This is a genomic window from Castellaniella sp., from assembly GCF_049673105.1.
Classification (GTDB): Bacteria; Pseudomonadota; Gammaproteobacteria; order Burkholderiales; family Burkholderiaceae_B; genus Castellaniella.
The window spans coordinates 47,155-71,602 of record NZ_JBATXG010000026.1 but is presented as its reverse complement, the minus strand read 5'-3'; the positions used below and the strand labels follow the sequence as shown (position 1 = coordinate 71,602).

At 63.7% G+C, this 24,448-nt stretch carries 33 protein-coding genes and 1 pseudogene; 12 read left to right on the top strand and 22 right to left on the bottom strand.

Annotated elements, in window-relative coordinates; translation table 11 throughout:
- Positions 1 to 56: 56 nt before the first annotated feature.
- From rpmJ to dsbD, 8 genes are all read left to right on the top strand, one after another.
- Positions 57 to 170, top strand: coding sequence for a 50S ribosomal protein L36 (rpmJ, locus tag WBF69_RS10990; RefSeq protein WP_003805360.1), 114 nt, complete (start codon positions 57 to 59; stop codon positions 168 to 170).
- A gap of 33 nt (positions 171 to 203) precedes the next feature.
- Entirely contained in the window at positions 204 to 569 is a 366-nt protein-coding gene (gene rpsM, locus WBF69_RS10985; RefSeq protein ID WP_298014661.1) for a 30S ribosomal protein S13, read from the top strand.
- Between the two features lie 12 nt (positions 570 to 581).
- Positions 582 to 980 carry a 30S ribosomal protein S11 gene (gene rpsK / locus WBF69_RS10980; protein WP_323018663.1) on the top strand — a complete coding sequence of 133 codons (399 nt, stop codon included), beginning with the start codon at positions 582 to 584 and terminating at the stop codon, positions 978 to 980.
- Positions 981 to 990: 10 nt separating this feature from the next.
- Positions 991 to 1,614 (top strand): 30S ribosomal protein S4, encoded by a 624-nt coding sequence (gene rpsD / locus WBF69_RS10975; RefSeq protein WP_424264075.1) that lies wholly within the window; start codon positions 991 to 993, stop codon positions 1,612 to 1,614.
- A gap of 181 nt (positions 1,615 to 1,795) precedes the next feature.
- Entirely contained in the window at positions 1,796 to 2,797 is a 1,002-nt protein-coding gene (locus tag WBF69_RS10970; protein ID WP_424264073.1) for a DNA-directed RNA polymerase subunit alpha, read from the top strand.
- A gap of 147 nt (positions 2,798 to 2,944) precedes the next feature.
- Positions 2,945 to 3,325, top strand: a complete 381-nt coding sequence (rplQ, locus tag WBF69_RS10965; protein WP_323018660.1) for a 50S ribosomal protein L17 — start codon at positions 2,945 to 2,947, stop codon at positions 3,323 to 3,325.
- A gap of 114 nt (positions 3,326 to 3,439) precedes the next feature.
- Positions 3,440 to 3,868, top strand: a complete 429-nt coding sequence (gene cutA, locus WBF69_RS10960) for a divalent-cation tolerance protein CutA (RefSeq protein ID WP_424264071.1) — start codon at positions 3,440 to 3,442, stop codon at positions 3,866 to 3,868.
- A gap of 49 nt (positions 3,869 to 3,917) precedes the next feature.
- Positions 3,918 to 5,882, top strand: coding sequence for a protein-disulfide reductase DsbD (dsbD, locus tag WBF69_RS10955; protein WP_424264069.1), 1,965 nt, complete (start codon positions 3,918 to 3,920; stop codon positions 5,880 to 5,882).
- Between the two features lie 66 nt (positions 5,883 to 5,948).
- Here dsbD and tatC read toward each other — a convergent pair whose 3' ends face one another.
- The 21 genes and pseudogenes from tatC to WBF69_RS10850 all read right to left on the bottom strand — a co-directional run bounded on the left by tatC (position 5,949) and on the right by WBF69_RS10850 (position 20,676).
- On the bottom strand, positions 5,949 to 6,752 hold the full coding sequence (gene tatC / locus WBF69_RS10950) for a twin-arginine translocase subunit TatC (RefSeq protein ID WP_424264067.1): 804 nt from the start codon (positions 6,750 to 6,752) through the stop codon (positions 5,949 to 5,951).
- Positions 6,753 to 6,762: 10 nt separating this feature from the next.
- Positions 6,763 to 7,101 (bottom strand): annotated as a pseudogene (gene tatB, locus WBF69_RS10945) (Sec-independent protein translocase protein TatB); the annotation flags it as partial.
- A gap of 25 nt (positions 7,102 to 7,126) precedes the next feature.
- Entirely contained in the window at positions 7,127 to 7,366 is a 240-nt protein-coding gene (gene tatA, locus WBF69_RS10940; RefSeq protein WP_424264065.1) for a Sec-independent protein translocase subunit TatA, read from the bottom strand.
- Positions 7,367 to 7,375: 9 nt separating this feature from the next.
- Entirely contained in the window at positions 7,376 to 7,744 is a 369-nt protein-coding gene (locus WBF69_RS10935; RefSeq protein WP_424264063.1) for a histidine triad nucleotide-binding protein, read from the bottom strand.
- 114 nt (positions 7,745 to 7,858) lie between these two features.
- Positions 7,859 to 8,212, bottom strand: a complete 354-nt coding sequence (locus tag WBF69_RS10930) for a phosphoribosyl-ATP diphosphatase (RefSeq protein WP_424264061.1) — start codon at positions 8,210 to 8,212, stop codon at positions 7,859 to 7,861.
- 35 nt (positions 8,213 to 8,247) lie between these two features.
- Positions 8,248 to 8,670, bottom strand: a complete 423-nt coding sequence (hisI, locus tag WBF69_RS10925; RefSeq protein ID WP_424264059.1) for a phosphoribosyl-AMP cyclohydrolase — start codon at positions 8,668 to 8,670, stop codon at positions 8,248 to 8,250.
- On the bottom strand, positions 8,667 to 9,500 hold the full coding sequence (gene hisF / locus WBF69_RS10920) for an imidazole glycerol phosphate synthase subunit HisF (RefSeq protein WP_424264057.1): 834 nt from the start codon (positions 9,498 to 9,500) through the stop codon (positions 8,667 to 8,669). Before hisF ends, hisI begins: the two co-directional genes overlap by 4 nt.
- Positions 9,497 to 10,276 carry a 1-(5-phosphoribosyl)-5-[(5-phosphoribosylamino)methylideneamino]imidazole-4-carboxamide isomerase gene (gene hisA, locus WBF69_RS10915; protein WP_424264055.1) on the bottom strand — a complete coding sequence of 260 codons (780 nt, stop codon included), beginning with the start codon at positions 10,274 to 10,276 and terminating at the stop codon, positions 9,497 to 9,499. Before hisA ends, hisF begins: the two co-directional genes overlap by 4 nt.
- A gap of 47 nt (positions 10,277 to 10,323) precedes the next feature.
- Positions 10,324 to 10,977: an imidazole glycerol phosphate synthase subunit HisH gene (hisH, locus tag WBF69_RS10910; protein ID WP_424264053.1), complete on the bottom strand. Its 654-nt coding sequence runs from the start codon at positions 10,975 to 10,977 to the stop codon at positions 10,324 to 10,326.
- A 46-nt stretch (positions 10,978 to 11,023) separates the two neighbouring features.
- Entirely contained in the window at positions 11,024 to 11,611 is a 588-nt protein-coding gene (gene hisB, locus WBF69_RS10905; RefSeq protein ID WP_424264051.1) for an imidazoleglycerol-phosphate dehydratase HisB, read from the bottom strand.
- A 34-nt stretch (positions 11,612 to 11,645) separates the two neighbouring features.
- The gene (gene hisD / locus WBF69_RS10900) at positions 11,646 to 12,953 is read right to left on the bottom strand and encodes a histidinol dehydrogenase (RefSeq protein WP_424264049.1); all 1,308 of its coding nucleotides are present in this window, start codon (positions 12,951 to 12,953) and stop codon (positions 11,646 to 11,648) included.
- Positions 12,954 to 13,010: 57 nt separating this feature from the next.
- Complete coding sequence (gene hisG, locus WBF69_RS10895; protein ID WP_424264047.1) at positions 13,011 to 13,676, bottom strand: ATP phosphoribosyltransferase; 666 nt, start codon at positions 13,674 to 13,676, stop codon at positions 13,011 to 13,013.
- 7 nt (positions 13,677 to 13,683) lie between these two features.
- Positions 13,684 to 14,937 (bottom strand): UDP-N-acetylglucosamine 1-carboxyvinyltransferase, encoded by a 1,254-nt coding sequence (gene murA, locus WBF69_RS10890; protein ID WP_424264045.1) that lies wholly within the window; start codon positions 14,935 to 14,937, stop codon positions 13,684 to 13,686.
- Positions 14,930 to 15,184, bottom strand: a complete 255-nt coding sequence (locus tag WBF69_RS10885; RefSeq protein WP_424264043.1) for a BolA family protein — start codon at positions 15,182 to 15,184, stop codon at positions 14,930 to 14,932. Before WBF69_RS10885 ends, murA begins: the two co-directional genes overlap by 8 nt.
- Positions 15,185 to 15,190: 6 nt before the next feature.
- Positions 15,191 to 15,982, bottom strand: a complete 792-nt coding sequence (locus WBF69_RS10880) for an ABC transporter permease (protein ID WP_424264041.1) — start codon at positions 15,980 to 15,982, stop codon at positions 15,191 to 15,193.
- Positions 15,979 to 16,770, bottom strand: a complete 792-nt coding sequence (locus WBF69_RS10875; RefSeq protein ID WP_424264039.1) for an ABC transporter ATP-binding protein — start codon at positions 16,768 to 16,770, stop codon at positions 15,979 to 15,981. The genes WBF69_RS10880 and WBF69_RS10875 overlap by 4 nt, the downstream gene beginning before the upstream one ends.
- Positions 16,771 to 16,859: 89 nt before the next feature.
- Complete coding sequence (locus WBF69_RS10870; protein ID WP_424264037.1) at positions 16,860 to 17,510, bottom strand: MlaC/ttg2D family ABC transporter substrate-binding protein; 651 nt, start codon at positions 17,508 to 17,510, stop codon at positions 16,860 to 16,862.
- Positions 17,511 to 17,601: 91 nt separating this feature from the next.
- Positions 17,602 to 18,435: an MlaA family lipoprotein gene (locus WBF69_RS10865; protein ID WP_424264035.1), complete on the bottom strand. Its 834-nt coding sequence runs from the start codon at positions 18,433 to 18,435 to the stop codon at positions 17,602 to 17,604.
- A gap of 129 nt (positions 18,436 to 18,564) precedes the next feature.
- A complete protein-coding gene (gene mlaD, locus WBF69_RS10860; RefSeq protein WP_424264033.1) occupies positions 18,565 to 19,059 on the bottom strand; it encodes an outer membrane lipid asymmetry maintenance protein MlaD in 495 nt (164 codons plus the stop codon).
- A gap of 10 nt (positions 19,060 to 19,069) precedes the next feature.
- Positions 19,070 to 19,858, bottom strand: coding sequence for a lipid asymmetry maintenance ABC transporter permease subunit MlaE (gene mlaE / locus WBF69_RS10855; RefSeq protein ID WP_424264031.1), 789 nt, complete (start codon positions 19,856 to 19,858; stop codon positions 19,070 to 19,072).
- Complete coding sequence (locus WBF69_RS10850) at positions 19,855 to 20,676, bottom strand: ABC transporter ATP-binding protein (protein ID WP_424264029.1); 822 nt, start codon at positions 20,674 to 20,676, stop codon at positions 19,855 to 19,857. Before WBF69_RS10850 ends, mlaE begins: the two co-directional genes overlap by 4 nt.
- 186 nt (positions 20,677 to 20,862) lie before the next feature.
- On the opposite strand from WBF69_RS10850, the gene WBF69_RS10845 reads away from it, so the two are divergent.
- The 4 genes from WBF69_RS10845 to WBF69_RS10830 all read left to right on the top strand — a co-directional run bounded on the left by WBF69_RS10845 (position 20,863) and on the right by WBF69_RS10830 (position 22,954).
- Positions 20,863 to 21,408: an RNA polymerase sigma factor gene (locus WBF69_RS10845; protein WP_424264027.1), complete on the top strand. Its 546-nt coding sequence runs from the start codon at positions 20,863 to 20,865 to the stop codon at positions 21,406 to 21,408.
- 9 nt (positions 21,409 to 21,417) lie between these two features.
- Positions 21,418 to 21,864 carry an anti-sigma factor family protein gene (locus WBF69_RS10840; protein ID WP_424264025.1) on the top strand — a complete coding sequence of 149 codons (447 nt, stop codon included), beginning with the start codon at positions 21,418 to 21,420 and terminating at the stop codon, positions 21,862 to 21,864.
- Complete coding sequence (locus tag WBF69_RS10835; RefSeq protein ID WP_424264023.1) at positions 21,861 to 22,319, top strand: Spy/CpxP family protein refolding chaperone; 459 nt, start codon at positions 21,861 to 21,863, stop codon at positions 22,317 to 22,319. Before WBF69_RS10840 ends, WBF69_RS10835 begins: the two co-directional genes overlap by 4 nt.
- Before the next feature lie 143 nt (positions 22,320 to 22,462).
- On the top strand, positions 22,463 to 22,954 hold the full coding sequence (locus WBF69_RS10830; RefSeq protein WP_424264021.1) for a hypothetical protein: 492 nt from the start codon (positions 22,463 to 22,465) through the stop codon (positions 22,952 to 22,954).
- Positions 22,955 to 22,979: 25 nt separating this feature from the next.
- On the opposite strand, the gene WBF69_RS10825 is transcribed toward WBF69_RS10830, so the two are convergent.
- The gene (locus WBF69_RS10825; protein ID WP_424264019.1) at positions 22,980 to 24,443 is read right to left on the bottom strand and encodes a glutamate synthase subunit beta; all 1,464 of its coding nucleotides are present in this window, start codon (positions 24,441 to 24,443) and stop codon (positions 22,980 to 22,982) included.
- Positions 24,444 to 24,448: the final 5 nt, after the last annotated feature.

Below are 24,448 nucleotides of genomic sequence, written 5' to 3'. Positions count from 1 at the left end.
CGCCAGGATAGTTTTCCGCTCCAAATAGGCGGCCGGTCAAAAACCAGGAGAATCCCATGAAGGTAATGGCATCGGTAAAGCGGATCTGCCGCAACTGCAAAATCATTAAACGTCACGGCGTGGTGCGTGTCATCTGCACCGACCCGCGTCACAAGCAACGCCAAGGCTAAGGCCGGGCATCACGGATTTCACGAGGAACAGTCATGGCCCGTATTGCTGGCATCAATATTCCGCCGCATCAACACGCCGAAATCGGCTTGACCGCGATTTTTGGCATTGGCCGCTCGCGCGCTCGCAAGATCTGCGAAGCGACCGGCATCGAATATTCCAAAAAGATCAAGGATCTGAGCGACGCTGAGTTGGAAAAGATCCGCGAGCAGGTGCATTCCTTCACTGTGGAAGGCGACCTGCGTCGTGAAGTGCAACTGTCGATCAAGCGTCTGATCGATCTGGGCACGTATCGTGGCATGCGCCACAAACGTGGCCTGCCGGTGCGCGGTCAGCGCACTCGCACGAACGCTCGCACCCGCAAGGGGCCGCGTCGCGCAGCAGCGTCCCTGAAGAAATAAATAGGAATCAACATGGCCAAAGCACAAGCCGGCGCCTCGCGCGTCCGCAAGAAAGTCAAGAAAAGCGTGTCGGACGGGATTGCTCACGTCCACGCGTCTTTCAACAACACCATCATTACCATCACCGACCGTCAGGGCAATGCGCTGTCGTGGGCGACGTCTGGTGGCGCAGGCTTCAAGGGTTCGCGTAAATCGACCCCGTTCGCCGCGCAGGTGGCTGCTGAATCCGCAGGCCGCGTGGCCCAGGAATACGGCATCAAGACCCTGGAAGTCCGCATCAAGGGCCCCGGCCCCGGTCGCGAATCTTCCGTGCGCGCCTTGAACGCCCTGGGGATCAAGATCTCCAGCATTTCCGACATCACGCCGGTGCCGCATAACGGCTGCCGTCCGCCCAAGCGCCGTCGCATCTAAGGGGAACATCTTGGCTCGTTACATTGGACCCAAATGCAAACTCTCGCGTCGCGAGGGTACCGATCTGTTCCTGAAGAGCGCCCGCCGTTCGCTGGATTCGAAGTGCAAGCTCGAATCCAAGCCCGGTCAGCATGGCCGCACCTCAGGTTCCCGCACGTCCGACTTCGGTCTGCAACTGCGTGAAAAGCAGAAGCTCAAGCGTATGTACGGCGTGCTGGAAAAGCAGTTCCGCCGCTACTTCCAAGAAGCCGAACGCCGTCGCGGCAACACCGGCGAAACGCTGATCCAGCTGCTGGAATCGCGTCTGGACAACGTCGTTTATCGCATGGGCTTCGGCTCGACGCGTGCCGAAGCGCGTCAGCTGGTGAACCACCGCGCCATCGAACTGAACGGCCACACCGCCGATATCGCTTCGATGCTGGTGAAATCCGGTGACGTGATCGCGATTCGCGAAAAAGCCAAGAACCAGATCCGCATCAAGGAATCTCTGGATCTGGCGACCGGCAATGGTCTGCCCCAGTGGGTGGAAGTCGACGCCGGCAAGCTGTCGGGCGTGTTCAAGCAGGCCCCGGATCGCGCTGACGTCGCTCATGACGTGAACGAATCCATGGTCGTGGAATTGTATTCCCGCTGATCGATTCTGGCGGCCTGGCGCCGCCACGCAGTCCCTGGCTTCGGGCCGGGGGCTGTCAGTCAGCCCACACTCAGGCATGCGTCCGAGGTGGGCTGTCGTGTTGCTCCGGCATTATCGCCGGTCCTTCATTCCCATCAGCCTTATCGGTGTAACGAGCCGAGGGTATTGAAAAGGAACAGTTATGTCCGCACAAGGTTTTCTCAAGCCCCGCACCATCACGGTGGAATCGCTGGGCGCCAATCACGCCAAGGTCGTCATGGAACCCTTCGAGCGTGGTTATGGCCATACGCTGGGCAATGCCCTGCGCCGCATCCTGCTGTCGTCGATGACCGGCTATGCGCCGACCGAAGTCCAGATCAGCGGGGTCGTGCATGAATACTCCACCATCGCCGGTGTGCGTGAAGACGTCGTCGACGTCTTGCTGAACCTGAAGGGCGTGGTGTTCAAGCTGCATAATCGTGAAGAAGTCACGCTGCAACTGAACAAGCAAGGTCCGGGTGAAATCCGGGCGCGCGACATCGAACTGCCGCACGACGTTGAAATCGTCAATCCGGATCACCTGATCGCCACGCTGACCGACAATGGTCGCATCGAAATGCAGATCAAGGTCGAGCAGGGCCGCGGCTATGTGCCGGGCAATGTGCGCGCGCTGGTCGATGACCGCTCCGCCACCATCGGCCAGATCGTGCTGGATGCGTCTTTCAGCCCGGTGCGCCGCGTCAGCTATGCCGTGGAAAATGCGCGGGTGGAACAGCGCACCGACCTGGACAAGCTGGTGCTGGATGTGCTGACCAATGGTGTCATCAGCCCCGAAGAAGCCGTGCGTCAATCGGCTCGCATCCTGATGGATCAGGTGTCGGTGTTTGTGTCCCTGGCCGACAAGGACGCCGGTCAGCTGACGACCAGCAGCCTGCCGATGGGCGGCCAATCGGCTCCCATTGACCCCGTGCTGCTGCGCCCGGTGGACGATCTGGAACTGACGGTGCGTTCGGCCAACTGTCTGAAGGCCGAGAACATCTACTACATCGGCGATCTGATCCAGCGCACCGAGAACGAGCTGCTGAAGACCCCGAACCTGGGTCGCAAGTCGCTCAACGAGATCAAGGAAGTCTTGGCTGCACGCGGCCTGACTCTGGGCATGAAACTGGAAAACTGGCCCCCCGTCGGGCTGGAGCGTCCGTAAGTAACCCGGTATGGGGCAGGCGGGTTTCCGTCTCCCCATGCTAAAATCCCGCGCCTGCCCTGATTCTGGGCAAGTGCTGACAACCCACCCGGGCCGCGCCTTGTGCGATAGAAGATCCGGGTTTTAGATTCAAACAAGGAAATCATCATGCGTCATCGTAGCGGCCTTCGCAAACTGAACCGTACCAGCAGCCATCGTCTGGCCATGTTTCGCAACATGGCAGTGTCCCTGCTGACCCACGAAGCCATCAAGACCACCCTGCCCAAGGCCAAGGAATTGCGCCGCGTGGTGGAACCCCTGATCACCCTGGGCAAGAACCCCACGTTGGCCAACCGCCGCCTGGCTTTCGCCCGTCTGCGTGATCGCGACGTCGTGACCAAACTGTTCAACGACATCGGACCGCGCTTTGCCGCTCGCAATGGCGGTTACACCCGTGTGCTGAAGATGGGCTTTCGCCAAGGCGACAACGCCCCCATGGCCTATATGGAACTGGTGGATCGTCCCGAGACCGACGCCGCTGCTGAATAAGTTCAGCATTGGGGCGTGATCTTGATCACGCCGCCAGGTCTTCAAAAAGCCCGAGGCCAGAGCTTCGGGCTTTTTGCATGTAAAATCAAAGGGTTTTGTCCATCGGGATTTACCATGTCAGCTGACGCGAGCCAGGCCGGGGGCGCAGACGCCTCTGCACCGATCGAGGCTTTTGGAGGACTGCGGCGCCAGGATGGGGCACCCAGCGATGCCGTCGTGGTGCTGTCCACCGCGCCCGATATGCTGTTGGCCAAACGCATTGCCCACATCCTGGTCGAGGAATCCCTGGTGGCTTGCGCGCAAGTCGGGGGGACGGTGACGTCCATGTATCTGTGGCAGGGGAATCTGGAAGGCTGCGAGGAAATCCCGCTGCAATTCAAGACCACGGCGGCGGTATTGCCGGCGCTTTACCGGCGCTTGTGCGAACTGCATCCCTACGAAATTCCGGAATTCCTGGTGCTGGGCGTACCCGCCGGCAGTACGCCTTATCTAGACTGGGTAGCCCAGAATGTGGTCGAACCCCCGGCTGCGCCGTTGCCCTGATAGTCTGCAGGCTCGAATCCCTTGGGCCGGCATTGCAAGAGATCGCTCTATGAAGAAGTTCCTGTCCCTGTTGCTGGCAGGTCTGCTGGCGCTGGGTATGTTTGGCCAGGCGTGGGCGGACGAGGATTTCCTGGATCCCGACAAGGCTTTTATCGCTACGGTGGCCATGCCGGATGCCCAGACGCTGGATGTGCATTACGCCATCGCGCCGGGTTATTACATGTACCAGGAACGCTTCGAGGTCCGCATCGAAGACGCCGCCGGCCAATTGCTGTTGTTCCGCGCGTCGAGCTTGACGCCGCCGGGCACGGAAACCCGCCAGCCGACCTGGTCGCAGGCCTTGATGCTGCCCAAGGGGCAGGTGAAGTACGACCCCACGTTTGATCAGGACATGGAGGTCTTTCACAATGGGGTGACCTTGCGCGCGCCCTTGCAGGGCAATGCTGCAGCGCCCTTGCAAGTGACCGTGACGGGGCAGGGCTGCTCGGACCAGGGGCTGTGCTACCCGCCGATGACGATGCAGTTCACGCTGGCAGCCCAAGGAGATGGCTACCAGGCACAGGGTCCGCTGGTGCGCGATCAGGTGCCTGCGCCGCAGGACGAGGTGTCCGCTCCCGCGACTGCGTCTGCGGCGGGTGGCATGCAAGCTGAAGCGTCGTGGCTGGATCTGGGCGATGTGGGCATGGCCGCATGGCTGCATCAGGCGCCTCTATGGCAGATCCTGGGCCTGAGCCTGCTGTTTGGCGTCTTGCTGTCCCTGACTCCTTGCGTGCTGCCCATGGTGCCGATCTTGCTGGCCATCCTGGCGGGCAAGAACCAGCAGACCGTCAGCCGCCGTCGAGGCCTGGGCCTGGCTGCCGTCTATGTGCTGGGCATGTCGGTCGTCTATACCGCGCTGGGCGTCGTGGCCGGCTTGCTGGGAGCGGGTTTGGCTGCGTGGCTGCAGTCCCCCTGGGTGCTGGGTGTATTTGCCGTCTTGCTGGCGCTGTTCGCCTTGGCGATGCTGGACGTGTTCACTTTGCAGGCGCCGGTCGGCTTTCAGTCGCGCATGCAAGTCTGGATGCAGACGCTGCCAGGGGGGCAAACCGGCGGCGTGTTCCTGATGGGAATGGTGTCGGCCCTGATTGTCGGGCCCTGTGTGGCAGCGCCGCTGGCAGGCGTGCTCCTGTTCATCTCCCAGACGGGCGATGTGGTGATCGGTGCCACCGCCTTGTTCGCCATGGCATGGGGCGAAGGGCTGTTGCTGTTGGCGGTAGGCGCCGGGGCCGGGATGCTGATCCCGCGCGCCGGGGCCTGGATGGCGCCGCTGAAGGCAGGTTTTGGCTTGCTGCTGCTGGCGACCGCCTGGTGGATGGCGCGTCCGCTGCTGGCGGATGGCTTGTATGTCACAGGCTGGGTGCTGTTGGCCTTGTGGGCGGCGCTGTTGATCTGGCGGGCGGTTGCACAGGACCAGCCGGAGGCCGTGGGGCCGTTGCGGCTGCTGATGCGCGCTCTGGCCATCATGCTGGCCTTGTGGGGGCTGGCCCAGGGGGCGGGTCTGTTGGCAGGTGGGCAGGATATGCTGCGGCCCCTGGCGCCGTTTGCTGCCGGTGCTGGGGCCGTTCCCGGCGGGCAGACCGGGGTGGCGGTCGATCCAGCCGCCATCCGCGCCCGATTCACGCGGGTAGTGTCCGTGGCGGATCTGGATGCGCGGCTGGCGGCGACAGACCGGCCCGTCATGCTGGATTTCTATGCCGACTGGTGCGTCTCTTGCCTGGAAATGGAGAAATTCACCTTCAGCGATCCTGCCGTCGCCGAGCGCATGGGCCAGATGCTGTTGCTGCAGGCGGATGTGACGCGGATGACGGACGACGATCGCGCCTTGCTGGCGCGCTTCGACCTGTTTGGTCCGCCGGGCATCCTGTTTTTCGATCCTCAGGGGCAGTACATTCCCGAGGCGCGGGTTGTGGGATTCAAGAAGGCGGATGCCTTCCGGCAGGTGCAGGATCGGGTGTTGGCGGGCGCTGCTGGTTGATCGGTGCGGCGCTCTTGAGAGATATGATTCAGGCGCCCGACCGGGCGCCTGTTTTTTTAGCCGGGATTATTCCCCAGCATCGTCCTGGGACACGACCGCGTTGGCCTGGTCTGCCGGATCTGCTTCGCGGGGTCTGCTTTTTTCCAGCGCCGCACCAGCCAGGATGCCGATTTCGTACAGCAGGCACAAGGGGGCGGCCAGCAGAATCTGGCTGAGCACGTCGGGGGGAGTCACCACCGCAGCGATGACGAAGGCGCCAACGATCACGTAGCCACGGATTTCACGCAGTTTTTTGACGGTGACCATGCCGGTCTTGACCAGCAGGACGACGGCGACGGGAACTTCGAATGTGACGCCAAATGCAAGGAACATGGTCATCACGAAGTTGACGTAGGCTTCGATGTCAGGAGCCGGCGTGATGGACTGTGGTGCAAAGTTGGCGATGAAGCTGAAGACCGTGTGGAAAACGACGAAATAGCAAAAGGCCATGCCCAGCAAGAACAGCAGGGTGCTGGAAATGATCAGAGGCATGGCCAGGCGCTGCTCGTGGCGGTACAGGCCAGGGGCGACAAAGGCCCAGGCCTGGTACAGCACAAAGGGCAGGGCCAGCACGAACGCCGTCAGCAAAGTGACCTTGAGGGGCACCATGAAGGGCGTGATCACGCCGGTGGCGATCATGCGCGTGCCGGCAGGCAGCGAGGCCAGCATGGGCTGCGCCAGCACGTCATAGATCGCGGAAGGCCCCGGATACAGAAACAGCACCACGAAGATGCCCAGCACGGCTATCACCGCGCGCAGCAGCCGGTTGCGCAACTCGATCAGGTGGGAGATGAAGGTGTCCTGGGAAGAGGCGTCGGATGCGTCAGTCATCTTTCTTTACGTCGAGAGCCTTGTTTACGTCGAGGGCCTTGCGCGCTTCGTCCAGCGAATCCTGAATCGCCTGCGTCGGTTGGGTGACGGCGGCTTTCAGGTCGTCCACGGACGAAGTCATCGAGGTTTGTACTGAACGGGCGGCGTCTTCCATCTGGTTTTTGATGTCACCGAGTTCCTTCAGGTCCATTTCCTTTTGGATATCGGTTTTGACTTCATTCACGTAGCGTTGAGCCCGCCCCAGCAAGTGCCCGACCGTGCGGGCGACTTTGGGCAGGCGTTCGGGACCGATGACGATCAGCGCGATCACGCCGATCAGCATCAGTTCGCTGAAGCTGACATCAAACATAGCGGTTCCGGTTCAGTATGCGAAATCAGGCGTCGGTTTTTTCGCGTGCCTGAACGTCCACAGTGTTGGAATCCTGGACTTTTTGAGCGACTGCCGGTTTGGCTTCGGCGTTGTCGTCGGCCTGCTGGGCGTCTTTCATGCCCTTTTTGAAGCCCTTGACGGCTCCGCCGAGGTCTTCGCCGACGTTGCGCAGTTTTTTGGTACCGAAAATCAGGGCGACGATGACCAGAACGATCAGCCAGTGCCAGATGCTAAAGCTACCCATGAGAACTCCTTAGGCGGCGGGCGCCGCGCGTTTTGACCAGGGGCGGGCGCCACCCAGAATATGAAAATGAAGATGGTCGATTTCCTGGCCGCCTTCGGCGCCGGTGTTGGCCACCAGCCGGAAGCCGCCTTCGGGCAAGGGATTGCAGCCGTTGGCGGCAGCCAGTTGCGGGACCAGTTGCAGCATGCGGGCCAGCCAGGCGCCGTCTGCCGGGACCGTGTCAGCCAGCGAGGCGACATGGTGTTTGGGAATCAGCAATAGATGAACCGGGGCCGCTGGATTAATGTCGTGGAAGGCGAGGAATTCATCGTCTTCGTGCACGATGCGGGCCGGGATCTCGTGCCGGGCGATTTTACAGAACAGGCAATCGTGACTCATGGACTTTATAAAACAGGGCTGGACATAGGTCTATTCAACTACGTATGTTGCCACAATTTTCCGGGCGTTGTATTGACCCAATCGATATGGAGGGTGGATGCCTGAAGGTTCCGCTTAATCTTTGGGGCGGGCGGCCTTTTCTGCGAGTCCGGACAGGCCTTCGCGACGGGCCAGTTCGGCCAGTACGTCTTCGGGGCGCAGATTGAAGTGCGTCAACGCCACCAGGCAGTGGAACCACAAATCGGCGGTTTCAGCCACGATGCGGTCTGCTTGGCCGTCTTTTGCTGCCATGACCAGCTCGGTGGCTTCTTCGCCGATTTTCTTCAAGAAAGCATCGGGACCCCGCGCCAGCAGCTTGGCCGTATAGGACGTATTGGGGTCGCCACCGCGATCCGGCCGGCGGCTGGCCAGGGTGTCGGCCAGCCGGGCCAGGGTGTCGGAAGAGGAAGGCGTGTGAGCGGAATTCATGGCAGCGGAAGCGTGATGGACATGCCGGATGGGGATCAGGCGTGCGGGGTATGGTAGATCGTGCCGGGGTCCTTCAGGACCGGGTCCTGCACGGCCCAGGTCGGCTCGGCGTTTTGCCTGTCCAGACTACGGAAAAAGCAGCGCTCGCGCCCGGTATGGCAGGCGATGCCGCCGATCTGCGTGACTTTCAGCAGCAGCACGTCGCCATCGCAGTCCAGGCGAATGTCGTGAATCTGCTGGATGTGACCGGATTCTTCGCCTTTGCGCCACAGCCGCTGGCGGGACCGTGAAAAATACACGGCACGCCCGGTACGCACGGTTTCCTGGACGGCTTCGGCGTTCATCCAGGCCATCATCAGCACCGTCCCCGTGCCGGCGTCCTGGGCGATGGCGGGAATCAGGCCCTGCTCGTCAAAGCGCAGAGCGTCCAGCCAGGCGGGCGGCGTGGCGTGCGTCATCGCCGTACCCGGATGCCCTGGGCGGCCAGGAAGTCTTTGGCTTCGGCCAGGGTATGCTGGCCGAAATGGAAGATGCTGGCGGCCAGCACAGCGCTGGCATGACCGTGTATGACGCCATCGGCCAGGTGCTGCAGGCTGCCCACGCCGCCGGAGGCGATCACCGGCACAGGCACTGCATCGGATACGGCGCGGGTCAGTTCCAGATCGAAGCCGGATTTGGTGCCGTCACGATCCATGCTGGTCAGCAGCAGCTCACCGGCGCCCATGTCGGCCATGCGGCGAGCCCATTGCACGGCATCCAGGCCGGTGCCTTTGCGCCCGCCGTGGGTGAAGATTTCCCAGCGGGCCGGTTCGCCGGGGGCGCAGACGCGGCGGGCGTCCAGGGCCACTACGATGCACTGGGATCCGTGATGGCTGGCGGCTTCGGCCACCAGTTCCGGACGCGCCACTGCAGCGCTGTTGATGGAGACCTTGTCGGCGCCGGCGTCCAGCAAGCGCTGGATGTCGGATACCTGGCGCACGCCGCCGCCAACCGTCAGCGGGATGAAAACCTGGCGGGCCACCGATTCGATGATGGGCAGGATCAGGTCGCGATCGTCGGAGGTGGCGGTGATGTCCAGAAACGTGAGTTCGTCGGCGCCTTGCTCGTCATAGCGGCGAGCGATTTCTACGGGATCGCCGGCATCGGTCAGATTGACGAAATTGACGCCCTTGACCACGCGGCCGGCATTGACGTCCAGGCAGGGGATGATGCGGCAGCACAGACTGGATTCGTCTGCGGACTGGGCAGCGAGGGATTCCCCGGCGGGGGGCGAGGCGGCGTGGCTCATGCGGATGGCCTGGATTCGTCATCCAGATCGTCTTCATCGCCGCACAGCGTATCGGCCAAGGTCTGGGCATCGGCGAAGTCCAGCGTGCCCTCGTAGATGCTGCGGCCCAGGATGGCGCCGTCGATGCCTTGGTCCGCCACGGCGCACAGGGCGCGAATGTCGTCCAGGGATGCTACGCCGCCCGAAGCGATGACCGGGATGCGGACTTGCTGCGCCAGGTGCACGGTGGCTTCGATATTGACGCCGCTGAGCATGCCGTCGCGACCGATGTCGGTGTAGATGATGGATTCGCAGCCGTAGTCCTCGAATTTGCGAGCCAGGTCTGCCACGTCATGGCGGGTGAGTTTGGACCAGCCGTCGGTGGCGACCTTGCCGTCGCGAGCGTCCAGGCCGACGATGATGTGGCCGGGGAAGGCCGAGCAGGCATCGCTGAGAAAGCCGGGGTCTTTCACGGCTGCCGTGCCGATGATGACGTAGGAAATCCCGTTGTCCAGATAGTATTCGACCGTGTTCAGGTCGCGGATGCCGCCGCCGATCTGAATGGGAAGGTCTTCGCTGGTGGCGTCCACGATGGCCTGGATGGCTGCCCGGTTGCGCGGCTTGCCGGCGACGGCACCGTTCAAGTCCACCAGGTGCAGGCGGCGGGCGCCCAGGTCGGCCCACCGGGTCGCCATGGCGGCAGGGTCTTCGGAAAAGACGGTGGCGTCGCCCAGGTCACCCTGGCGCAAGCGCACACAGTGCCCGTCTTTGAGGTCGATGGCGGGGATCAGAAGCATGGTCGTCGTGTCAGTGCAGATAGGATGGAAAACACCGAGGGTGGAGGTCAGGGCTGCCAGCGGCTGAAGTTGCGGTAGATCCGCAGGCCAGGTGCTGCGCTCTTTTCTGGGTGAAACTGTACGGCAAAAATATTGTCGGCGGCAATTGCGCAGCAGAAATCCTGGCCGTAGCGGCTGATGGCTGCCGTCAGGGCGGGGTCGGCGGGCTGCGCGTAATAGCTGTGAACGAAGTAGAACGGGGTGTCCTGGGCGACTCCATCCCACAAAGGGTGGGGCCGGGTCTGGGTCACGGTGTTCCAGCCCATGTGGGGCACTTTCAGACGCGCTGCCGTATCGCCATGGCCGACCGGCAATTGGAAAGCCGGCCCCTGGAAGCGTCGTACGCGACCGGCAAACAGACCCAGGCCGGGCGTATCGCCTTCGTCGCTGCCGTCGAACAGCATCTGTTCGCCCACGCAGACGCCCAGCAGCGGTTTTTCGCGGGCTGCCTGCAGGACGGCGTCGCGCAGGCCGGATGAGTCCAGCGTGCGCATGCAGTCCGGCATGGCGCCCTGGCCGGGAAAGACGATGCGGTCAGCGGCCAGGATGTCGGCGGCCTGCCGGGCGATGCGGATGTCCTGATCGGGGGCGGCTGCCTGCAAGGCGCGAGCGACCGAGTGAAAGTTGCCCATGCCGTAGTCGACGATGGCGATGCGAGTCACGATGCGGAAGTCCTGGGGGAGTGTCGCGGTCTGGATCTGCCCGGTGTCAAAGGGCGCCCTTGGTCGAGGGGATCGCGCCGCCGGCGCGCGGGTCGATTTCTGTGGCCATGCGCAAAGCCCGGCCAAAGGCCTTGAAGATGGTTTCGCATTGATGGTGGGCGTTTTCCCCGCGCAGATTGTCGATGTGCACGGTGGCTTGCGCGTGATTCACGAAGCCCTGGAAGAATTCCCGCGCCAGGTCCACGTCAAAGCTGCCGATGAGCGCGCGAGCGTAATCGACGTGATAGAACAAGCCGGGGCGCCCGGACAGGTCCACCACCACGCGGGACAGCGATTCATCCAGCGGGACGTAGGCGTGACCGTAGCGGCGCAGGCCGGCCTTGTTGCCGGCGGCGGCGGCAAACGCCTGGCCCAAGGTGATGCCGACGTCTTCTACGCTGTGATGGTCGTCAATATGGGTATCGCCATCGCAATGGATGTCCAGATCAAACAGGCCGTGGCGAGCGATCTGATCCAGCATGTGATCCAGAAACGGGACGCCGGTATTCAGGGTGCGGGCACCCGTGCCGTCCAGATTCAGGGCGACTCGGATGCGGGTTTCCTGGGTATTGCGTTCGATAGTGGCAGTGCGCATGGCGGGATGGTAATCCTGGTAAGTCGGGGCGGCGTCAGGCCGGCGTGTTCAAGCGCAACGTGGCGCTGGCGGCGTGGGCGTGCAGGCCTTCGCCGGTGGCAAGGGTGGCGGCAATGCGGCCCAAGGTCTGGGCGCCGGCTGCCGAGACCTGAATCAGGCTGCTGCGTTTCTGGAAATCATACACGCCCAACGGCGAGGAAAAACGCGCCGTGCGGGCGGTGGGCAGAACGTGGTTGGGTCCGGCGCAGTAGTCCCCCAGAGATTCGGAACTGTAGGCGCCCAGGAAAATGGCGCCGGCATGGCGGATCTGCGGCAGCAGGGCCTGCGGGTCACGGGTGGAGATTTCCAGGTGTTCCGGCGCGATGTGGTTGACGATTACGCAGGCCTGGGCCAGATCAGCGGTCTGGATCAGTGCGCCGCGCTGGGCCAGGCTGACGCGCAGGATGTCTGCGCGAGGCTGGCTGGGCAGCAGGCGTTCGATGGCGGCGTAGACGGCGTCCAGGTAGGCGGCGTCCGGGCACAGCAGGATGGCCTGGGCGAGTTCGTCGTGTTCGGCCTGGGAAAACAGGTCGATCGCCAGCCAGTCGGCGGGCGTGCTGCCGTCGGCCACGATCAGGATTTCGGACGGGCCGGCGATCATGTCGATGCCGACGGTGCCGAACACGCGCCGTTTGGCGGCGGCCACGTAGGCGTTGCCCGGCCCGACGATCTTGTCCACGGCGGGCAGGGTCTGGGTGCCGTAGGCCAGCGCCCCGACAGCCTGGGCGCCGCCGATGGCAAAGACGCGGTCCACGCCGCCCAGCGCAGCGGCGGCCAGGACCATGGGGTTGCGCGTGCCGCCAGGCGTGGGAGTGACCATGATCAGTTCGGGCACGCCGGCGACTTTGGCCGGAATGGCGTTCATCAGCACGGATGACGGGTAGGCGGCTTTGCCGCCTGGCACATACAGGCCCACGCGGTCCAGCGGGGTGATCTGCTGGCCCAGCATCGTGCCGTCGGCTTCGGTGTAGGTCCAGGTCTCGGCGCGTTGGCGGTCGTGATAGCGGCGCACCCGGTCGGCGGCGGCTTCCAGTGCCGTGCGCTGGTCTGCGGGCAGGTTGTCCAGGGCCGACAGCCAGTCGGCGCGGGGGATTTCCAGCGCGGCCAGATGATCGGCCTGCACCCGGTCAAAACGGGCGGTGTAATCGAGCACCGCGGCATCGCCCCGTGTTTGCACGTCGTGCAGGATGTCGCGCACCGTGGATTCAATGGTTTCGTCCTGCGAGGCATCGTAGGCCAGCAGGCGGGTCAGGTCCGCGTCGAAATCAGCGGAGCGGGCATCCAGGCGGTTGATCAGAGACATGACGGCAATATGGGTGTAAATGCCTATCTTACCGAATTTGCGCAGGGGCGGCGGGGCTTAGGCCATTTGCGCGGAAGCTTGGGCAAAGGCGTCCAGAAACGGCTGCAGGCGCGGGCCGTGCATTTTCAGGGCAGCTTGGTTGACGATCAGGCGCGACGAGATCTGGCGGATTTCCTCGACTTCGACCAAATGGTTGGCGCGCAGCGTGCCGCCCGAGGACACCAAGTCGACAATGGCATCGGCCAAGCCGACCAGCGGCGCCAGTTCCATGGAACCGTAGAGCTTGATGATGTCCACGTGCACGCCCTTGGCGGCGAAGTGCTCGCGGGCGGCGCGCACGTATTTGGTGGCGATGCGCAGGCGTGAGCCCTGTCGCACGGCGGTCTGATAGTCGAAGCCTTCCGGGGCGGCGACGCACAGCCGGCAACGAGCGATGTTCAGGTCGATGGGCTGATACAGGCCGCCGGGGTGCTGGGCCATGTGTTCGTGCAGCACGTCCTTGCCGGCGATGCCGAAATCCGCTGCGCCATATTGCACATACGTAGGCACGTCAGACGCGCGCACGATGATGATGCGCAGGGCGTCGGAATCGGTCGGCAGGATCAGTTTGCGCGACGTTTCCGGGTTTTCCGGCACGCCCACGCCCGCAGCTGCCAGCAGCGGCAGGGTCTCTTCGAAGATACGGCCTTTGGACAGGGCCAGGGTCAGCGGGGCTTGTGCCATTGTGTGCCTATTGAATGCGTTGGATGTCTGCGCCCAGCGCCTGGAGCTTGTGTTCCATGCGCTCGTAGCCCCGGTCCAGGTGATAGATGCGTTCCACTGTGGTCTGGCCCTGAGCGGCCAGGCCGGCGATGACCAGGCTGGCGGATGCGCGCAGATCCGTGGCCATGACCGTGGCGCCCAGCAGGCCCTGATGGCCCTGGACGACGGCGGTATGGCCGTCGATCTCGATGTCCGCCCCCATGCGGCAGAGTTCCTGCACGTGCATGTAGCGGTTCTCGAAGATGCTTTCAGTGATGACGGCGGTGCCGTCGGCCAGGGTGTTCAGCGCCATCAGTTGCGCTTGCATATCGGTGGGAAAGCCGGGGTATTCGCTGGTGCGAAAGCCGGTGGCGCGGGGGCGGCCCGTCATGCGGGCGCGGATCCAGTCCGGGCCGGTGGTGATGTCCAGCCCGGCGTCGCGCAGTTTGTCCAGCACGGCGCCCAGGGTGTCGGGGGCCGCGCGGCGCAGCGTGATGTCGCCCCCCGTGGCGGCGACGGCGCACAGGAAGGTGCCGGCTTCGATGCGGTCGGGCACCACGCGGTGATGCGCGCCGTGCAGGCGTTCCACCCCCTCGATGACGATGCGGTCGGTGCCGTGGCCTTCGATGTGGGCGCCCATGGCAATCAGCAGGCGGGCCAGATCCACGACTTCGGGTTCGCAGGCGGCGTTTTCCAGCACGGTCCGGCCCTCGGCCAGGGTGGCGGCCATCAGCAGGTTTTCCGTGCCCGTGACCGTGACCATATCGGTCAGGATGTTGGCGCCGCGCAGGCGGTCGGCATCGGCCACGACGAAGCCGTGCTCGATGCGGATGCGGGCGCCCATCGCGGCCAGCCCCTTGATGTGCTGGTCCACCGGGCGCTGGCCGATGGCGCAGCCGCCCGGCAAGCTGACCTTGGCGCGGCCAAAGCGCGCCAGCAGCGGCCCCAGCACCAGGATGGAGGCGCGCATGGTCTTGACCAGCTCGTAGGGCGCTTCCTGGCTGTGAATCTGGTCGGCCTGCAGCGTGACCTGCTCGTTGCCTGGCCGGTGCGTCTGCATCCCCATGCGTTCGAGCAAGGTCAGGGTGGTGCCGATGTCGCGCAAGGCCGGGATATTGTCCAGCACCAGCACTTCATCGGTGAGCAGCGCGGCGCACAGGATCGGCAGGGCGGCATTTTTCGCGCCGGAGATGGTGATTTCCCCGTGCAGCGGGCGTCCGCCCTGGATGATGAGTTTATCCATTGTTTTCCTGGGCGGCGGCATATTCCGCCGGGGTGAGATTGCGCATCGACAGCGCGTGGATTTCTGCGCGCATGCGATCGCCCAGAGCCTGATAGACCGTGCGGTGGCGGGCCAGAGTGTTCTGACCCTCGAAGACCTTGCTGACGATCAGGGCCTCGAAGTGGGCGCCGTCGCCGTAGACTTCCAGGTGTTCGCAATCCAGGTGGTCGGCGATGTATTGACGGACGTGATCGGGGGTCGGCTGCATGGCTGCTTAACTCCGTAATTTGTAGCCCCGCGCCAGCAGACGCAGGGCGAACAGACTCAGGACCACGGCAACGGACAGCACCACGGCTAGCCCGTGCCAGGGAGAAACGTCGGATACGGCGAAAAAGCCGTAGCGGAATCCGTCGATCATGTAGAACACGGGATTCCAGCTCGACACGGCCTGCCAGAAAGGCGGCAGACTGTGGATGGAATAGAACACGCCGGACAGAAAGGTGGCCGGCACGATCAGGAAATTCTGGAACGCCGCCAGCTGGTCGAATTTTTCCGACCACAGGCCGGCGATCAGCCCCAGCGTACCCAGGATCCAACAGGACAGGATGGCGAAGACCAGCAGCCAGACGGGTTCTGTGACCGGCAGCCGCATGAAGAACAGGGCCACTGCCCAGATACAGACGCCGACGGCCAGGCCGCGCACGACGGCGGCCACCAGATAGGCGGCAAAAATCTGCCGATGGGAAAAGGGCGGCAGCAGCACGAAGATCAGGTTGCCGGTGATGCGGCTTTGGATCAGAGAGGATGAGGGGTTCGCAAAGCTGTTTTGCAGCATGCTCATCATGATCAGGCCGGGAATCAGGAAGGCGGTGTAGGACAGGCTGCCGTAGACCTGCACTCGGTCTTCCAGCACGTGGGAAAAGATCAGCAGGTAGAGCAAGGCCGTCACGACCGGGGCGGCGATGGTCTGTGTGCCGACCTTCCAGAAGCGCATCAGTTCCTTGTGCAGCAGCGTCGGGAACCCTGATCCCATCGCGGGGCGGGTCTGGGTGACGGGGCGGATCATAGTTCGGCTTCCAGCAGGGAATCGTCGTGCATGATGTGCACGAAGGCGTCTTCCAGGTCGGCGCCGCCGAACCGGGCCATCAGGGCCTGGGTGGTGTCCAGCGCCACGACGTGGCCGGATTTCAGCATGGCCACGCGCCCGCACAGGGATTCGGCTTCTTCCAGGTAGTGTGTGGTCAGCAGGATCGTGTGGCCCGCCTGGTTCAGGCGGGTGATGAAGTCCCATAGCGTGCGGCGCAGGTCGACGTCGACGCCCGCCGTGGGTTCGTCCAGGATGATGACGGGCGGGCGATGAACCAGCGCCTGCGCGACCAGCACGCGGCGCTTCATGCCGCCCGACAGGGCGCGCATATTGGTGTCGGCCTTGTCCAGCAGGCCCAGGTTGTCCAGCACCTCGTCGATCCAGTCGTCATTGTGGCGCAGGCCGAAATACCCCGATTGCAGGCGCAACGTTTCGCGCACGGTGAAAAAGGGGTCGTAGACGATTTCCTGGGGGACTACGCCCAAGGATTGACGGGCGAGGCGGAAATCTTTGACGACATCGTAGCCGCAGACTCGCGCGCTGCCTGTGGTGGCTGTCGCCAGGCCGGCCAGAATGGAAATCAGGGTGGTTTTGCCGGCGCCGTTGGGACCGAGCAGGCCGAAAAATTCACCATGTTCGACGGTCAGGGTGACGTCGTGCAGCGCCTGGAATCCAGTGGGTGCAGGGCGGCCTGTGAGCCGGTCGCGCAAGGATGGGCGAGCGGGCGCGTAGATTTTGGAGACGTGTTGCAGATCGAGAGCGGGCATGTGCAGGCAACGGCGCTTCGAAATGAGCGCCATTGAACATTATAAGCGGTGATCCCGGAACCTGGTCCGGGGCGTGTCGGCCAGCCGCCTTATTGTCCGCTTTTCGCGTTCAAGGCCTTGATCAGCCCGTCGATGCCGCTGCGGCCGATTTCTTGCGCGAACTGGTTGCGGTAGTTCTGGATCAGCCAGATGCCTTCGACGTTCAGGTCATAGACTTTCCAGCCCGCGTCGGTCTGCTCCAGCCGGTAGTCTACCCCGATCGATGGGCTATTGGGCTGAGAAACGGAGGTGCGCACGACGGCGTCGTTGCTTTGTGTGTCGCCGCGGAAGGGCAGCAGCGTGATGGTGGTGCTGGGCGTCACGCGGGTGAACGCGCCGCTGTAGGTGCGGATCAACGTGCCGGTGAACGCTTTGACCAAGTCGGCTTGTTGCTGTTCCGAGGCCTGGCGCCAGTGGCGACCGGCGGCGAGCCGGGTGGTTTTGTTCATGTCCACGTAGGGCAGCGCATACTGGCGCACCAGCGCGGTGATGTGACTGGTATCGCCTTGCAGGGCTTTTGGGTCGGCCTTGACGGCGTCCAGCATATTATTGGCCACTGCGCCCAGGAATACGTCGGGTGTTGCTTTGGCATCGACGGGGCGTTGGGCTTGCGCAGCCGGCAGCAGCCCCAGAGACAGGCAGATGCCCAGCAAAGATATGCGGGCGGCGCGGTGCAGATTGGAGAAAGAAAAAAAGGTCATCGTTCGAGGCTCCAGGGGGCGTCGGGAAGGGTCTCCAGCGCTTGTATTCTGCCGACCCGCCGACGAGACCGGGGTCTGACCGGCAGGGTGCTTAGTGGGCGGTGTCGACTTCCGGGTCGTCGTATACGGGCAGGTTGTCAGCAGGATCGGCTTGATTCAGCGTGTCTTCGGTGCTGGCGCGTTCGCCCTGTGCACGGCTATCCAGCATAGCCTTGCGACGCTGCAAATAGGCATCGCGGATGAAACTGTATCTGTCCAGCGCGATCTGGTCTACCAGGCGGTCGGCTTCCAGCAGATTGGCGCGTGTGTCGACGATGTACAGGCCCAGGAGGGAGTTGCGAACCGGCACATTATCGATGGCGAAGACAGCGGCGGTCGGGGTCACAGGCGCCGTCAGGGTGACGGCGGTGCCGACGCTGTCGCGCACCGTGCTGGGGCCCAGGAAGGGCAGGACAAAGTACGGCCCTTGACCGAAACCCCAGACGCCTAGCGTCATGCCGAAGTCGTTGGGAATCTTGCGCGCGCCGTGCATCGAGGCAATGTCGATACAGCCGCCCAGGCCGGCCGTGGTGTTGAACAACACGCGTCCGAAGGTGTCGACGAAGTCGCGGCCACGGCCTTGCAACAGGCTGTTGATACCGGACCAGACATCGCCCAGGTTGCTGAAGATATTGTGGACACAGGTGCGCACCGGGCGCGGTGTGACGGTTTCGTAGCCGGTGGCGATCGGCTTGAGCACTGCGCGGTCCAACGTGTCGTTGAAGCTGTACATGCCCCGGTTATAGGATTCCCACGGATCGTTGGGGGAGGGCTGGGGCACCTGGGCGCAGCCCGCCGTCAATGCCACGGCTGCCAAGGCCAGCGCGGTACGCGCCTTGCGGGGTCTATGGAGGTGAGGCGGATGCGAGGGAGCAGTCGTGGTCATGTGGGATCGAGAACGGTAGGGAGGCAGCCGGTCCGGCTGACTGCGTCCGCATTGTAACCTTTGTTATCCGGGCGGACGCATCTGTTGCGTGATCGCTGCGGCGCGGGAATAGGGCGATTGGAGGCAGTGTCAGTGGGTTTGTTCAGCCGCAGGCGCGGCCGATGAACCTTCTTTTTCAGCCGAGTTGTACAGGAATTTGCTGATCAGGTCTTCCAGCACGACCGCGGATTGGGTGAACTGGATCGCGCCGCCATCGGCCAGGTTCTTGTCCTCGCCGCCCGGCGTCAGGCCGATGTACTGTTCGCCCAGCAGTCCCGAGGTCAGGATGGATGCCGAGGTGTCGGTCGGGAATTGATAGCTTTGTTCCAGGTCCAGCGCCACCGTGGCCTGGAAGCGCTGATTGTCGAAGCCGATCGAGGCCACGCGCCCGACGACGACCCCGCTGCTTTTCACGGGAGCGCGGACTTTCAGGCCGCCGATATTGTCGAAATGGGCCTGGATCCGGTAGGTGGGAGCAAAGGAAAAGGAGCTCATGTTGCCGGCCCGCAAGGCCAGAAACACCAGAGCGATCAGGCCTAGCAGAATGAACAACCCAACCCAGAAATCGGTTTTTTCGCGTGTCATGAAATGATCCTTAGTGCGCAAACATCAGCGCCGTCAGCAGGAAATCCAGCCCCAGCACGGCCAGTGCGCCGCTGACGACCGTGCGCGTCGTGGCGCGTGATACCCCTTCAGGGGTGGGTAAGGCAGTCCAGCCCTGGTGCAGGGCGATGAGCGTGACCACGATGCCGAAGACCAGGCTCTTGATGACCCCGTTGAGGACGTCGCTGATGACGTCCACCCCGCCTTGCATCTGCGACCAGAAGGCGCCGGGGTCTATGCCGATCAGCACCACCCCGACGAACCAGCCGCCCAGGATGCCGACCATGGAAAAGACGGCGGCCAGCACCGGCATGGCGATGACGCCGCCCCAGAAGCGTGGCGCCAGTACCCGGCGGATCGGGTCGACGGCCATGACTTCCATGGCGGACAGTTGCTCGCCGGCTTTCATCAGGCCGATTTCGGCGGTCAGCGAGGTGCCTGCGCGCCCGGCGAACAGCAGGGCGGTGACGACCGGCCCCAGTTCGCGGGTCAGTGACAGCGCCACCAGCAGGCCCAGGGCTTCTTCCGAGCCGTAGCGGTTCAGGGTGTAATAGCCCTGCAGCCCCAGCACAAAGCCCACGAACAGGCCCGAGACGCCGATGATCAACAGAGAATGGTTGCCGATGAAGTGCACCTGCTGGATGGTCAACCTGGGCCGGCGCCACAGGATGCTGCTGCGGGCCAGAATGGCCCCAAACAGGCGGGCGAAGGCCCCCAGACCCGTCAGCATGGCGATGAAGCCATGTCCCAGGGTCGCGATGCGGCGCGACAGCGCGTTCATGCCATCCCCCGTCGGGCCGCCAGCCAGCGTTCGAAAGCAGGGGTCAGCGGATAGTGAAAGGCGATCGGGCCGTCTGGCCGACCCTGTAGGAACTGCTGCAGATAGTCGTCCTGGGAAGCGGACAGTTCCGCTGGGGCGCCCTGGGCCATCAGGCGGCCCTGGCCGATCAGATAGACCTGATCCACGATGGCGAAGGATTCCGCTACATCGTGCGTGATCAGGATGGAGGCGCAGCCCAGTTTGTCCGTCATGTCGCGGATCAGCTGCGCCGTGATGCCCAGAGAAATCGGGTCCAGACCGGCGAAGGGTTCGTCGTACAGGATGAGCTCGGGTTCCAGCACCACCGCGCGCGCCAGGGCGACGCGCCGCGCCATGCCGCCGGAAATTTCCGCGATGCGCAGATGCGCCGCATGGCGCAGGCCGACGGCCTGGAGTTTGTCCAGTACGCGTTCGAGAATCTGTTGTTCGGAAATGCAGGTGTGCTCGCGCAAAGGGAAGGCGACGTTTTCAAAGACGTCCAGATCGGTGAAGAGCGCGCCGCCCTGAAACAGCACCCCCATGCGCTGGCGGATTTTGCGCAGTTGTTCGCCTTGCAGGGCGGCCATGCTGCGGCCAAAGACGGTGATGTCACCCGCTTGCGCCGGTAGCTGACCCGTGACCGCTCGCAGCAGCGTGGTCTTGCCCGAGCCCGAGCCGCCCATCATGGCCACGACTTGCCCCGGCATGACCTGCAGGTCGATGTCGCGCAGCACCGTGAATTCTCCGTAGCCCAGCGAGACGCCGGCGAAGGTCACGAGAGGATCGGGGGGCGTGGTCATAAGGATGGGTCTGGCCTCTTTTTTCCTATCGAAAGAATTGTACCTGCTATAGCGTTTGCGCTGCTGCCGGCTCACGCGACCGGGTGCGGCAGAGGCGTCTGGTGCGGCGTGCCCGGCGGCTGCAACCGCTATCATCGCTGGTGCAGGGAACTTTTCCCGGCGCCGTGCGTTGGAGCATATGTGAGTATGGATGCCGACCCTGACGAGACCCAATATGCGCTGCGTGCCGGCGCAGGGGACCAGCATGCCTTTTCCTGGCTGGTCAAGCGCCATCAGGGGGCCGTGCACCGCTATCTGGCGCGGATGACGGGGCTTCCAGAGACGGCGCGCGAACTGGCGCAGGATACGTTCGTGCGCGCGTTCCGGGCGATGCCGTCCTGGCGCCCGGAGGCGCGTTTTCGGACTTGGTTGTTTCGCATTGCGCATAATCTGGCGCTGGACCATCTGCGCCGGGCGAAGCGCGTGGTGTTCGAGCCGCTGGATGACGGCCTGGAGACCCCGGACCCGGCGCCCGGCCCCGAGCAGCAGCTGGAAGCCCAACAGCGGATACGGCAGCTGGAGACGGCGCTGGCCGCGTTGCCGGCGGCGCACCGTGAAATCCTGCTGTTGCGAGAGATCGAGGGCATGTCCTACGAGGACATCGCACAGACTCTGGAATTGAACCCTGGCACCGTCAGATCCCGCCTGGCTCGCGCGCGAGCGGCCTTGTTGGCCGTTTTGCGTCATCATTAGGAGAACCCCATGCCTTGCCCCAGAACCGTCCTGTTGTCGGCCTGCCTGGATCCGGAATGGACCGGGCCGCGCCGTCAGCTGATCACCCGGCATGTCCAGACGTGCCCCCTCTGCGCGGCGGAACTGGATGTCCTGCGAGCTCTGTCCGCAGATCTGCAGGCCTTGCCCTCGCCCGTGCTGGAGCACGATTTTTCCCGCCCCTATACGGCGCCGCCACCAGCCCGGCATGATCTCTGGTCCTGGATCGGACGGCGCTGGGTCGCCTGGATGCCGCTGGGCCTGACGGCGGCGGCGTCGCTGCTGGTGGGCGTTGGCCTGGCGGATGTGTCCTGGACGCCGGTTGCTTCTTCTCGACCGGCGGCGGTGGATATGCGGCTGAGTCTTTTCAACCCGGTGCCGCCTGGCGGCTTGTGCGCCGCCGCGGAACTGTGTGGCACACCCAAGGAACGATCATGAATGGCCGAATGATAAAAATGCTGTGCGTCCTGTCCCTGGCCCTGAATGTGGGGTTCATCGGCATGGCTGCTTACCGGTACGGATCGGCGGTCGGGGCGGCGCAGCCAGCGCCGGCCTCGCTGGCGGATCGCTTGGCGCTGGATGCGGATCAGCGGGCTGCTTGGCAGGCGCTGGAGTCCCCGTTCTTGCAGGATCTCGCGGCCAATTGGGCGGATATCCGCGTGTTGCGCCAGACCTTGCTGGATGAAGTTTTCGCGGACCATCCGGATGAGCGCAAGCTGGCGGCGTTGCAGGCGCGCATCGCGGCTTTGCAGGATGGACAGCAAAAGCGCGTGATTGCCCAACTGCTGGCCGAGCGCGAGGTGCTGAATGCCGGCCAGCGGTCTGCGCTGAAGTCCCTGCTGCTGCAGGAGTATGGCGAGCAGGCATCACAGGCGGAACACCTGCATCGCTGAGCACCGCGCGCCCTTGCATGCCTGCGTGTGCGAAACATGCGGAATGCCAGGCAGGAGGCGGGGGAAGAGGAACTTTTTTCGGTGCGGCGCGTTGATAGAGATGTCATCTCGACATTTCCATCCATTCAGACAGGAATCGACTCATGAAAACGCACTTCTCCCGCCTTGCCCTGATACTGGCGCTGGTTGCTCCCGTGGCGGGCGGGCCTGCCTTCGCCGCCGATGCCCATCATCATGATGCGGCCTCCGCTGCCCCCTTGACGTTGAACCACGGCCAGAAGTGGGAAACCGACGCCCCCCTGCGCCTGTCGATGGGCAAGCTGACGCAAGCCGTCGGCACCGCGCTGCCGGCGGCGCACGCCGGCAGGCTTAGCGATGCGCAATATGATGCCTTGGGCGCGCAGGCCAATCAGGAATTCGCCTACATCGTTGAACACTGCAAGCTTGCCCCCGAAGCGGACGCGGCCTTGCACGTTATCCTGGCCGACATGATCAGCGGCACCGAAGCGGTGAGCGGCAAGCAGGCCGGGCAATCCCGCGCCTCCGGCGTGGTGCAGCTGGCGCAGGCCTTGAACCGCTACGGCGAGTATTTCGACCATCCCGGCTGGCAAGACGTCAGCATTCCGCAGCACTAATCCGCCGCCCTCGCAGCTGCCTGCCTTAGCGAGGCAGTTGCGAGGAACCCATCAGATATTCGTCTACCGAGCGGGCGCATTGACGGCCTTCGCGGATGGCCCAGACCACCAGCGATTGACCGCGCCGCATGTCGCCGGCGGCAAAGACCTTGGTCTGCGAGCTGCAGTAGTCATCGGTGTTGGCCTGTGCATTGCCGCGACCATTCACCTCGACACCGAAGGCATCCAGCACCGCGCGCACCGGCGCGACGAAGCCCATGGCCAACAGCACCAGGTCGGCCTGGATGTCGAAGCGGGAATCCTTGACCTCGCGCATCTTCATCTGGCCGGTGGCCTTGTCCTTGAGCCATTCCAGGCGGGTGGCCACCAGCTTTTCGACTTTGCCGCCTTTGCCCTCGAAGGCCTGGGTGCCGACCGCCCAGTCGCGCTGGCAGCCTTCGTCGTGGGACGAGGACGTGCGCAGCTTGATGGGCCAGTACGGCCAGGTGAGCATCTTGTTTTCTTCTTCGGGCGGGCGGAACATCAGTTCGAATTGCGTGACCGAGGCCGCACCCTGACGGTTGCTGGTGCCCACGCAGTCCGACCCGGTATCGCCGCCGCCGATGACCACCACGTGCTTGCCTTTGGCGTTGATGGGCTTGGCGATGCGGTCGCCGTGGTTGATTTTGTTCTGCTGGCGCAGGAAATCCATGGCGAAATGCACGCCGCGCAGCTCACGTCCGGGGACCGGCAGGTCGCGGGGCTGTTCGCTGCCGCCGGCCAGCACCACGGCGTCGTGTTGGGCCAGCAACTCGTCGGGCGTGATGACGGTCAGGCCGTCGTCGGCGTCTTCAGCCCGCCCCACATAGGTGGATGGCAGGAATTCCACGCCTTCGGATTCCATCTGCGCCAGACGCCGATCGATGTGGGTCTTTTCCAGCTTGAAGTCGGGAATGCCGTAACGCAGCAAGCCGCCGATGCGATTGCTCTTTTCATAGACCGACACGCTGTGGCCGGCGCGCGCCAGCTGTTGGGCACAGGCCAGGCCGGCAGGCCCCGATCCCACGATGGCGACCTTTTTGCCGGTCTTGCGGGCCGGGGGCTGAGGGACAACCCAGCCTTCCTGCCAGCCGCGTTCGATGATGGTGTGTTCGATGGACTTGATGCCCACTGCGGTGTCGTTCAGATTCAGGGTACAGGCGGCCTCGCAGGGCGCGGGACAGATGCGGCCCGTGAATTCCGGGAAATTGTTGGTGGACAACAGCGTGTCCAGGGCGCGCTTCCAGTCCTGTTTGTAGACCAGGTCATTCCAGTCGGGGATGATGTTGTTGACCGGGCAGGCGTGGGTGCAGAACGGCACCCCGCAGTCCATGCACCGGGCGCCCTGGATGCGGGCTTCCTCGTTTGTCAGCGGCGAGATGAATTCCTTCCAGTGTCGCAGACGGCTGGCGGGCGCTTCGTAGGCCGGCTTGACCCGGTCAAATTCCATGAAACCAGTGATTTTTCCCATGATGC

Coding starts and splice junctions, on each gene's coding strand:
- rpmJ (WP_003805360.1), top strand. CDS start 57: ATGAAGGTAATGGCATCGGTAAAGCGGATCTGCCGCAACTGCAAAATC.
- rpsM (WP_298014661.1), top strand. CDS start 204: ATGGCCCGTATTGCTGGCATCAATATTCCGCCGCATCAACACGCCGAA.
- rpsK (WP_323018663.1), top strand. CDS start 582: ATGGCCAAAGCACAAGCCGGCGCCTCGCGCGTCCGCAAGAAAGTCAAG.
- WBF69_RS10970 (WP_424264073.1), top strand. CDS start 1,796: ATGTCCGCACAAGGTTTTCTCAAGCCCCGCACCATCACGGTGGAATCG.
- rplQ (WP_323018660.1), top strand. CDS start 2,945: ATGCGTCATCGTAGCGGCCTTCGCAAACTGAACCGTACCAGCAGCCAT.
- cutA (WP_424264071.1), top strand. CDS start 3,440: ATGTCAGCTGACGCGAGCCAGGCCGGGGGCGCAGACGCCTCTGCACCG.
- dsbD (WP_424264069.1), top strand. CDS start 3,918: ATGAAGAAGTTCCTGTCCCTGTTGCTGGCAGGTCTGCTGGCGCTGGGT.
- tatC (WP_424264067.1), bottom strand. CDS start 6,752: ATGACTGACGCATCCGACGCCTCTTCCCAGGACACCTTCATCTCCCAC.
- tatA (WP_424264065.1), bottom strand. CDS start 7,366: ATGGGTAGCTTTAGCATCTGGCACTGGCTGATCGTTCTGGTCATCGTC.
- WBF69_RS10935 (WP_424264063.1), bottom strand. CDS start 7,744: ATGAGTCACGATTGCCTGTTCTGTAAAATCGCCCGGCACGAGATCCCG.
- WBF69_RS10930 (WP_424264061.1), bottom strand. CDS start 8,212: ATGAATTCCGCTCACACGCCTTCCTCTTCCGACACCCTGGCCCGGCTG.
- hisI (WP_424264059.1), bottom strand. CDS start 8,670: ATGACGCACGCCACGCCGCCCGCCTGGCTGGACGCTCTGCGCTTTGAC.
- hisF (WP_424264057.1), bottom strand. CDS start 9,500: ATGAGCCACGCCGCCTCGCCCCCCGCCGGGGAATCCCTCGCTGCCCAG.
- hisA (WP_424264055.1), bottom strand. CDS start 10,276: ATGCTTCTGATCCCCGCCATCGACCTCAAAGACGGGCACTGTGTGCGC.
- hisB (WP_424264051.1), bottom strand. CDS start 11,611: ATGCGCACTGCCACTATCGAACGCAATACCCAGGAAACCCGCATCCGA.
- hisD (WP_424264049.1), bottom strand. CDS start 12,953: ATGTCTCTGATCAACCGCCTGGATGCCCGCTCCGCTGATTTCGACGCG.
- hisG (WP_424264047.1), bottom strand. CDS start 13,676: ATGGCACAAGCCCCGCTGACCCTGGCCCTGTCCAAAGGCCGTATCTTC.
- murA (WP_424264045.1), bottom strand. CDS start 14,937: ATGGATAAACTCATCATCCAGGGCGGACGCCCGCTGCACGGGGAAATC.
- WBF69_RS10885 (WP_424264043.1), bottom strand. CDS start 15,184: ATGCAGCCGACCCCCGATCACGTCCGTCAATACATCGCCGACCACCTG.
- WBF69_RS10880 (WP_424264041.1), bottom strand. CDS start 15,982: ATGATCCGCCCCGTCACCCAGACCCGCCCCGCGATGGGATCAGGGTTC.
- WBF69_RS10875 (WP_424264039.1), bottom strand. CDS start 16,770: ATGCCCGCTCTCGATCTGCAACACGTCTCCAAAATCTACGCGCCCGCT.
- WBF69_RS10870 (WP_424264037.1), bottom strand. CDS start 17,510: ATGACCTTTTTTTCTTTCTCCAATCTGCACCGCGCCGCCCGCATATCT.
- WBF69_RS10865 (WP_424264035.1), bottom strand. CDS start 18,435: ATGACCACGACTGCTCCCTCGCATCCGCCTCACCTCCATAGACCCCGC.
- mlaD (WP_424264033.1), bottom strand. CDS start 19,059: ATGACACGCGAAAAAACCGATTTCTGGGTTGGGTTGTTCATTCTGCTA.
- mlaE (WP_424264031.1), bottom strand. CDS start 19,858: ATGAACGCGCTGTCGCGCCGCATCGCGACCCTGGGACATGGCTTCATC.
- WBF69_RS10850 (WP_424264029.1), bottom strand. CDS start 20,676: ATGACCACGCCCCCCGATCCTCTCGTGACCTTCGCCGGCGTCTCGCTG.
- WBF69_RS10845 (WP_424264027.1), top strand. CDS start 20,863: ATGGATGCCGACCCTGACGAGACCCAATATGCGCTGCGTGCCGGCGCA.
- WBF69_RS10840 (WP_424264025.1), top strand. CDS start 21,418: ATGCCTTGCCCCAGAACCGTCCTGTTGTCGGCCTGCCTGGATCCGGAA.
- WBF69_RS10835 (WP_424264023.1), top strand. CDS start 21,861: ATGAATGGCCGAATGATAAAAATGCTGTGCGTCCTGTCCCTGGCCCTG.
- WBF69_RS10830 (WP_424264021.1), top strand. CDS start 22,463: ATGAAAACGCACTTCTCCCGCCTTGCCCTGATACTGGCGCTGGTTGCT.
- WBF69_RS10825 (WP_424264019.1), bottom strand. CDS start 24,443: ATGGGAAAAATCACTGGTTTCATGGAATTTGACCGGGTCAAGCCGGCC.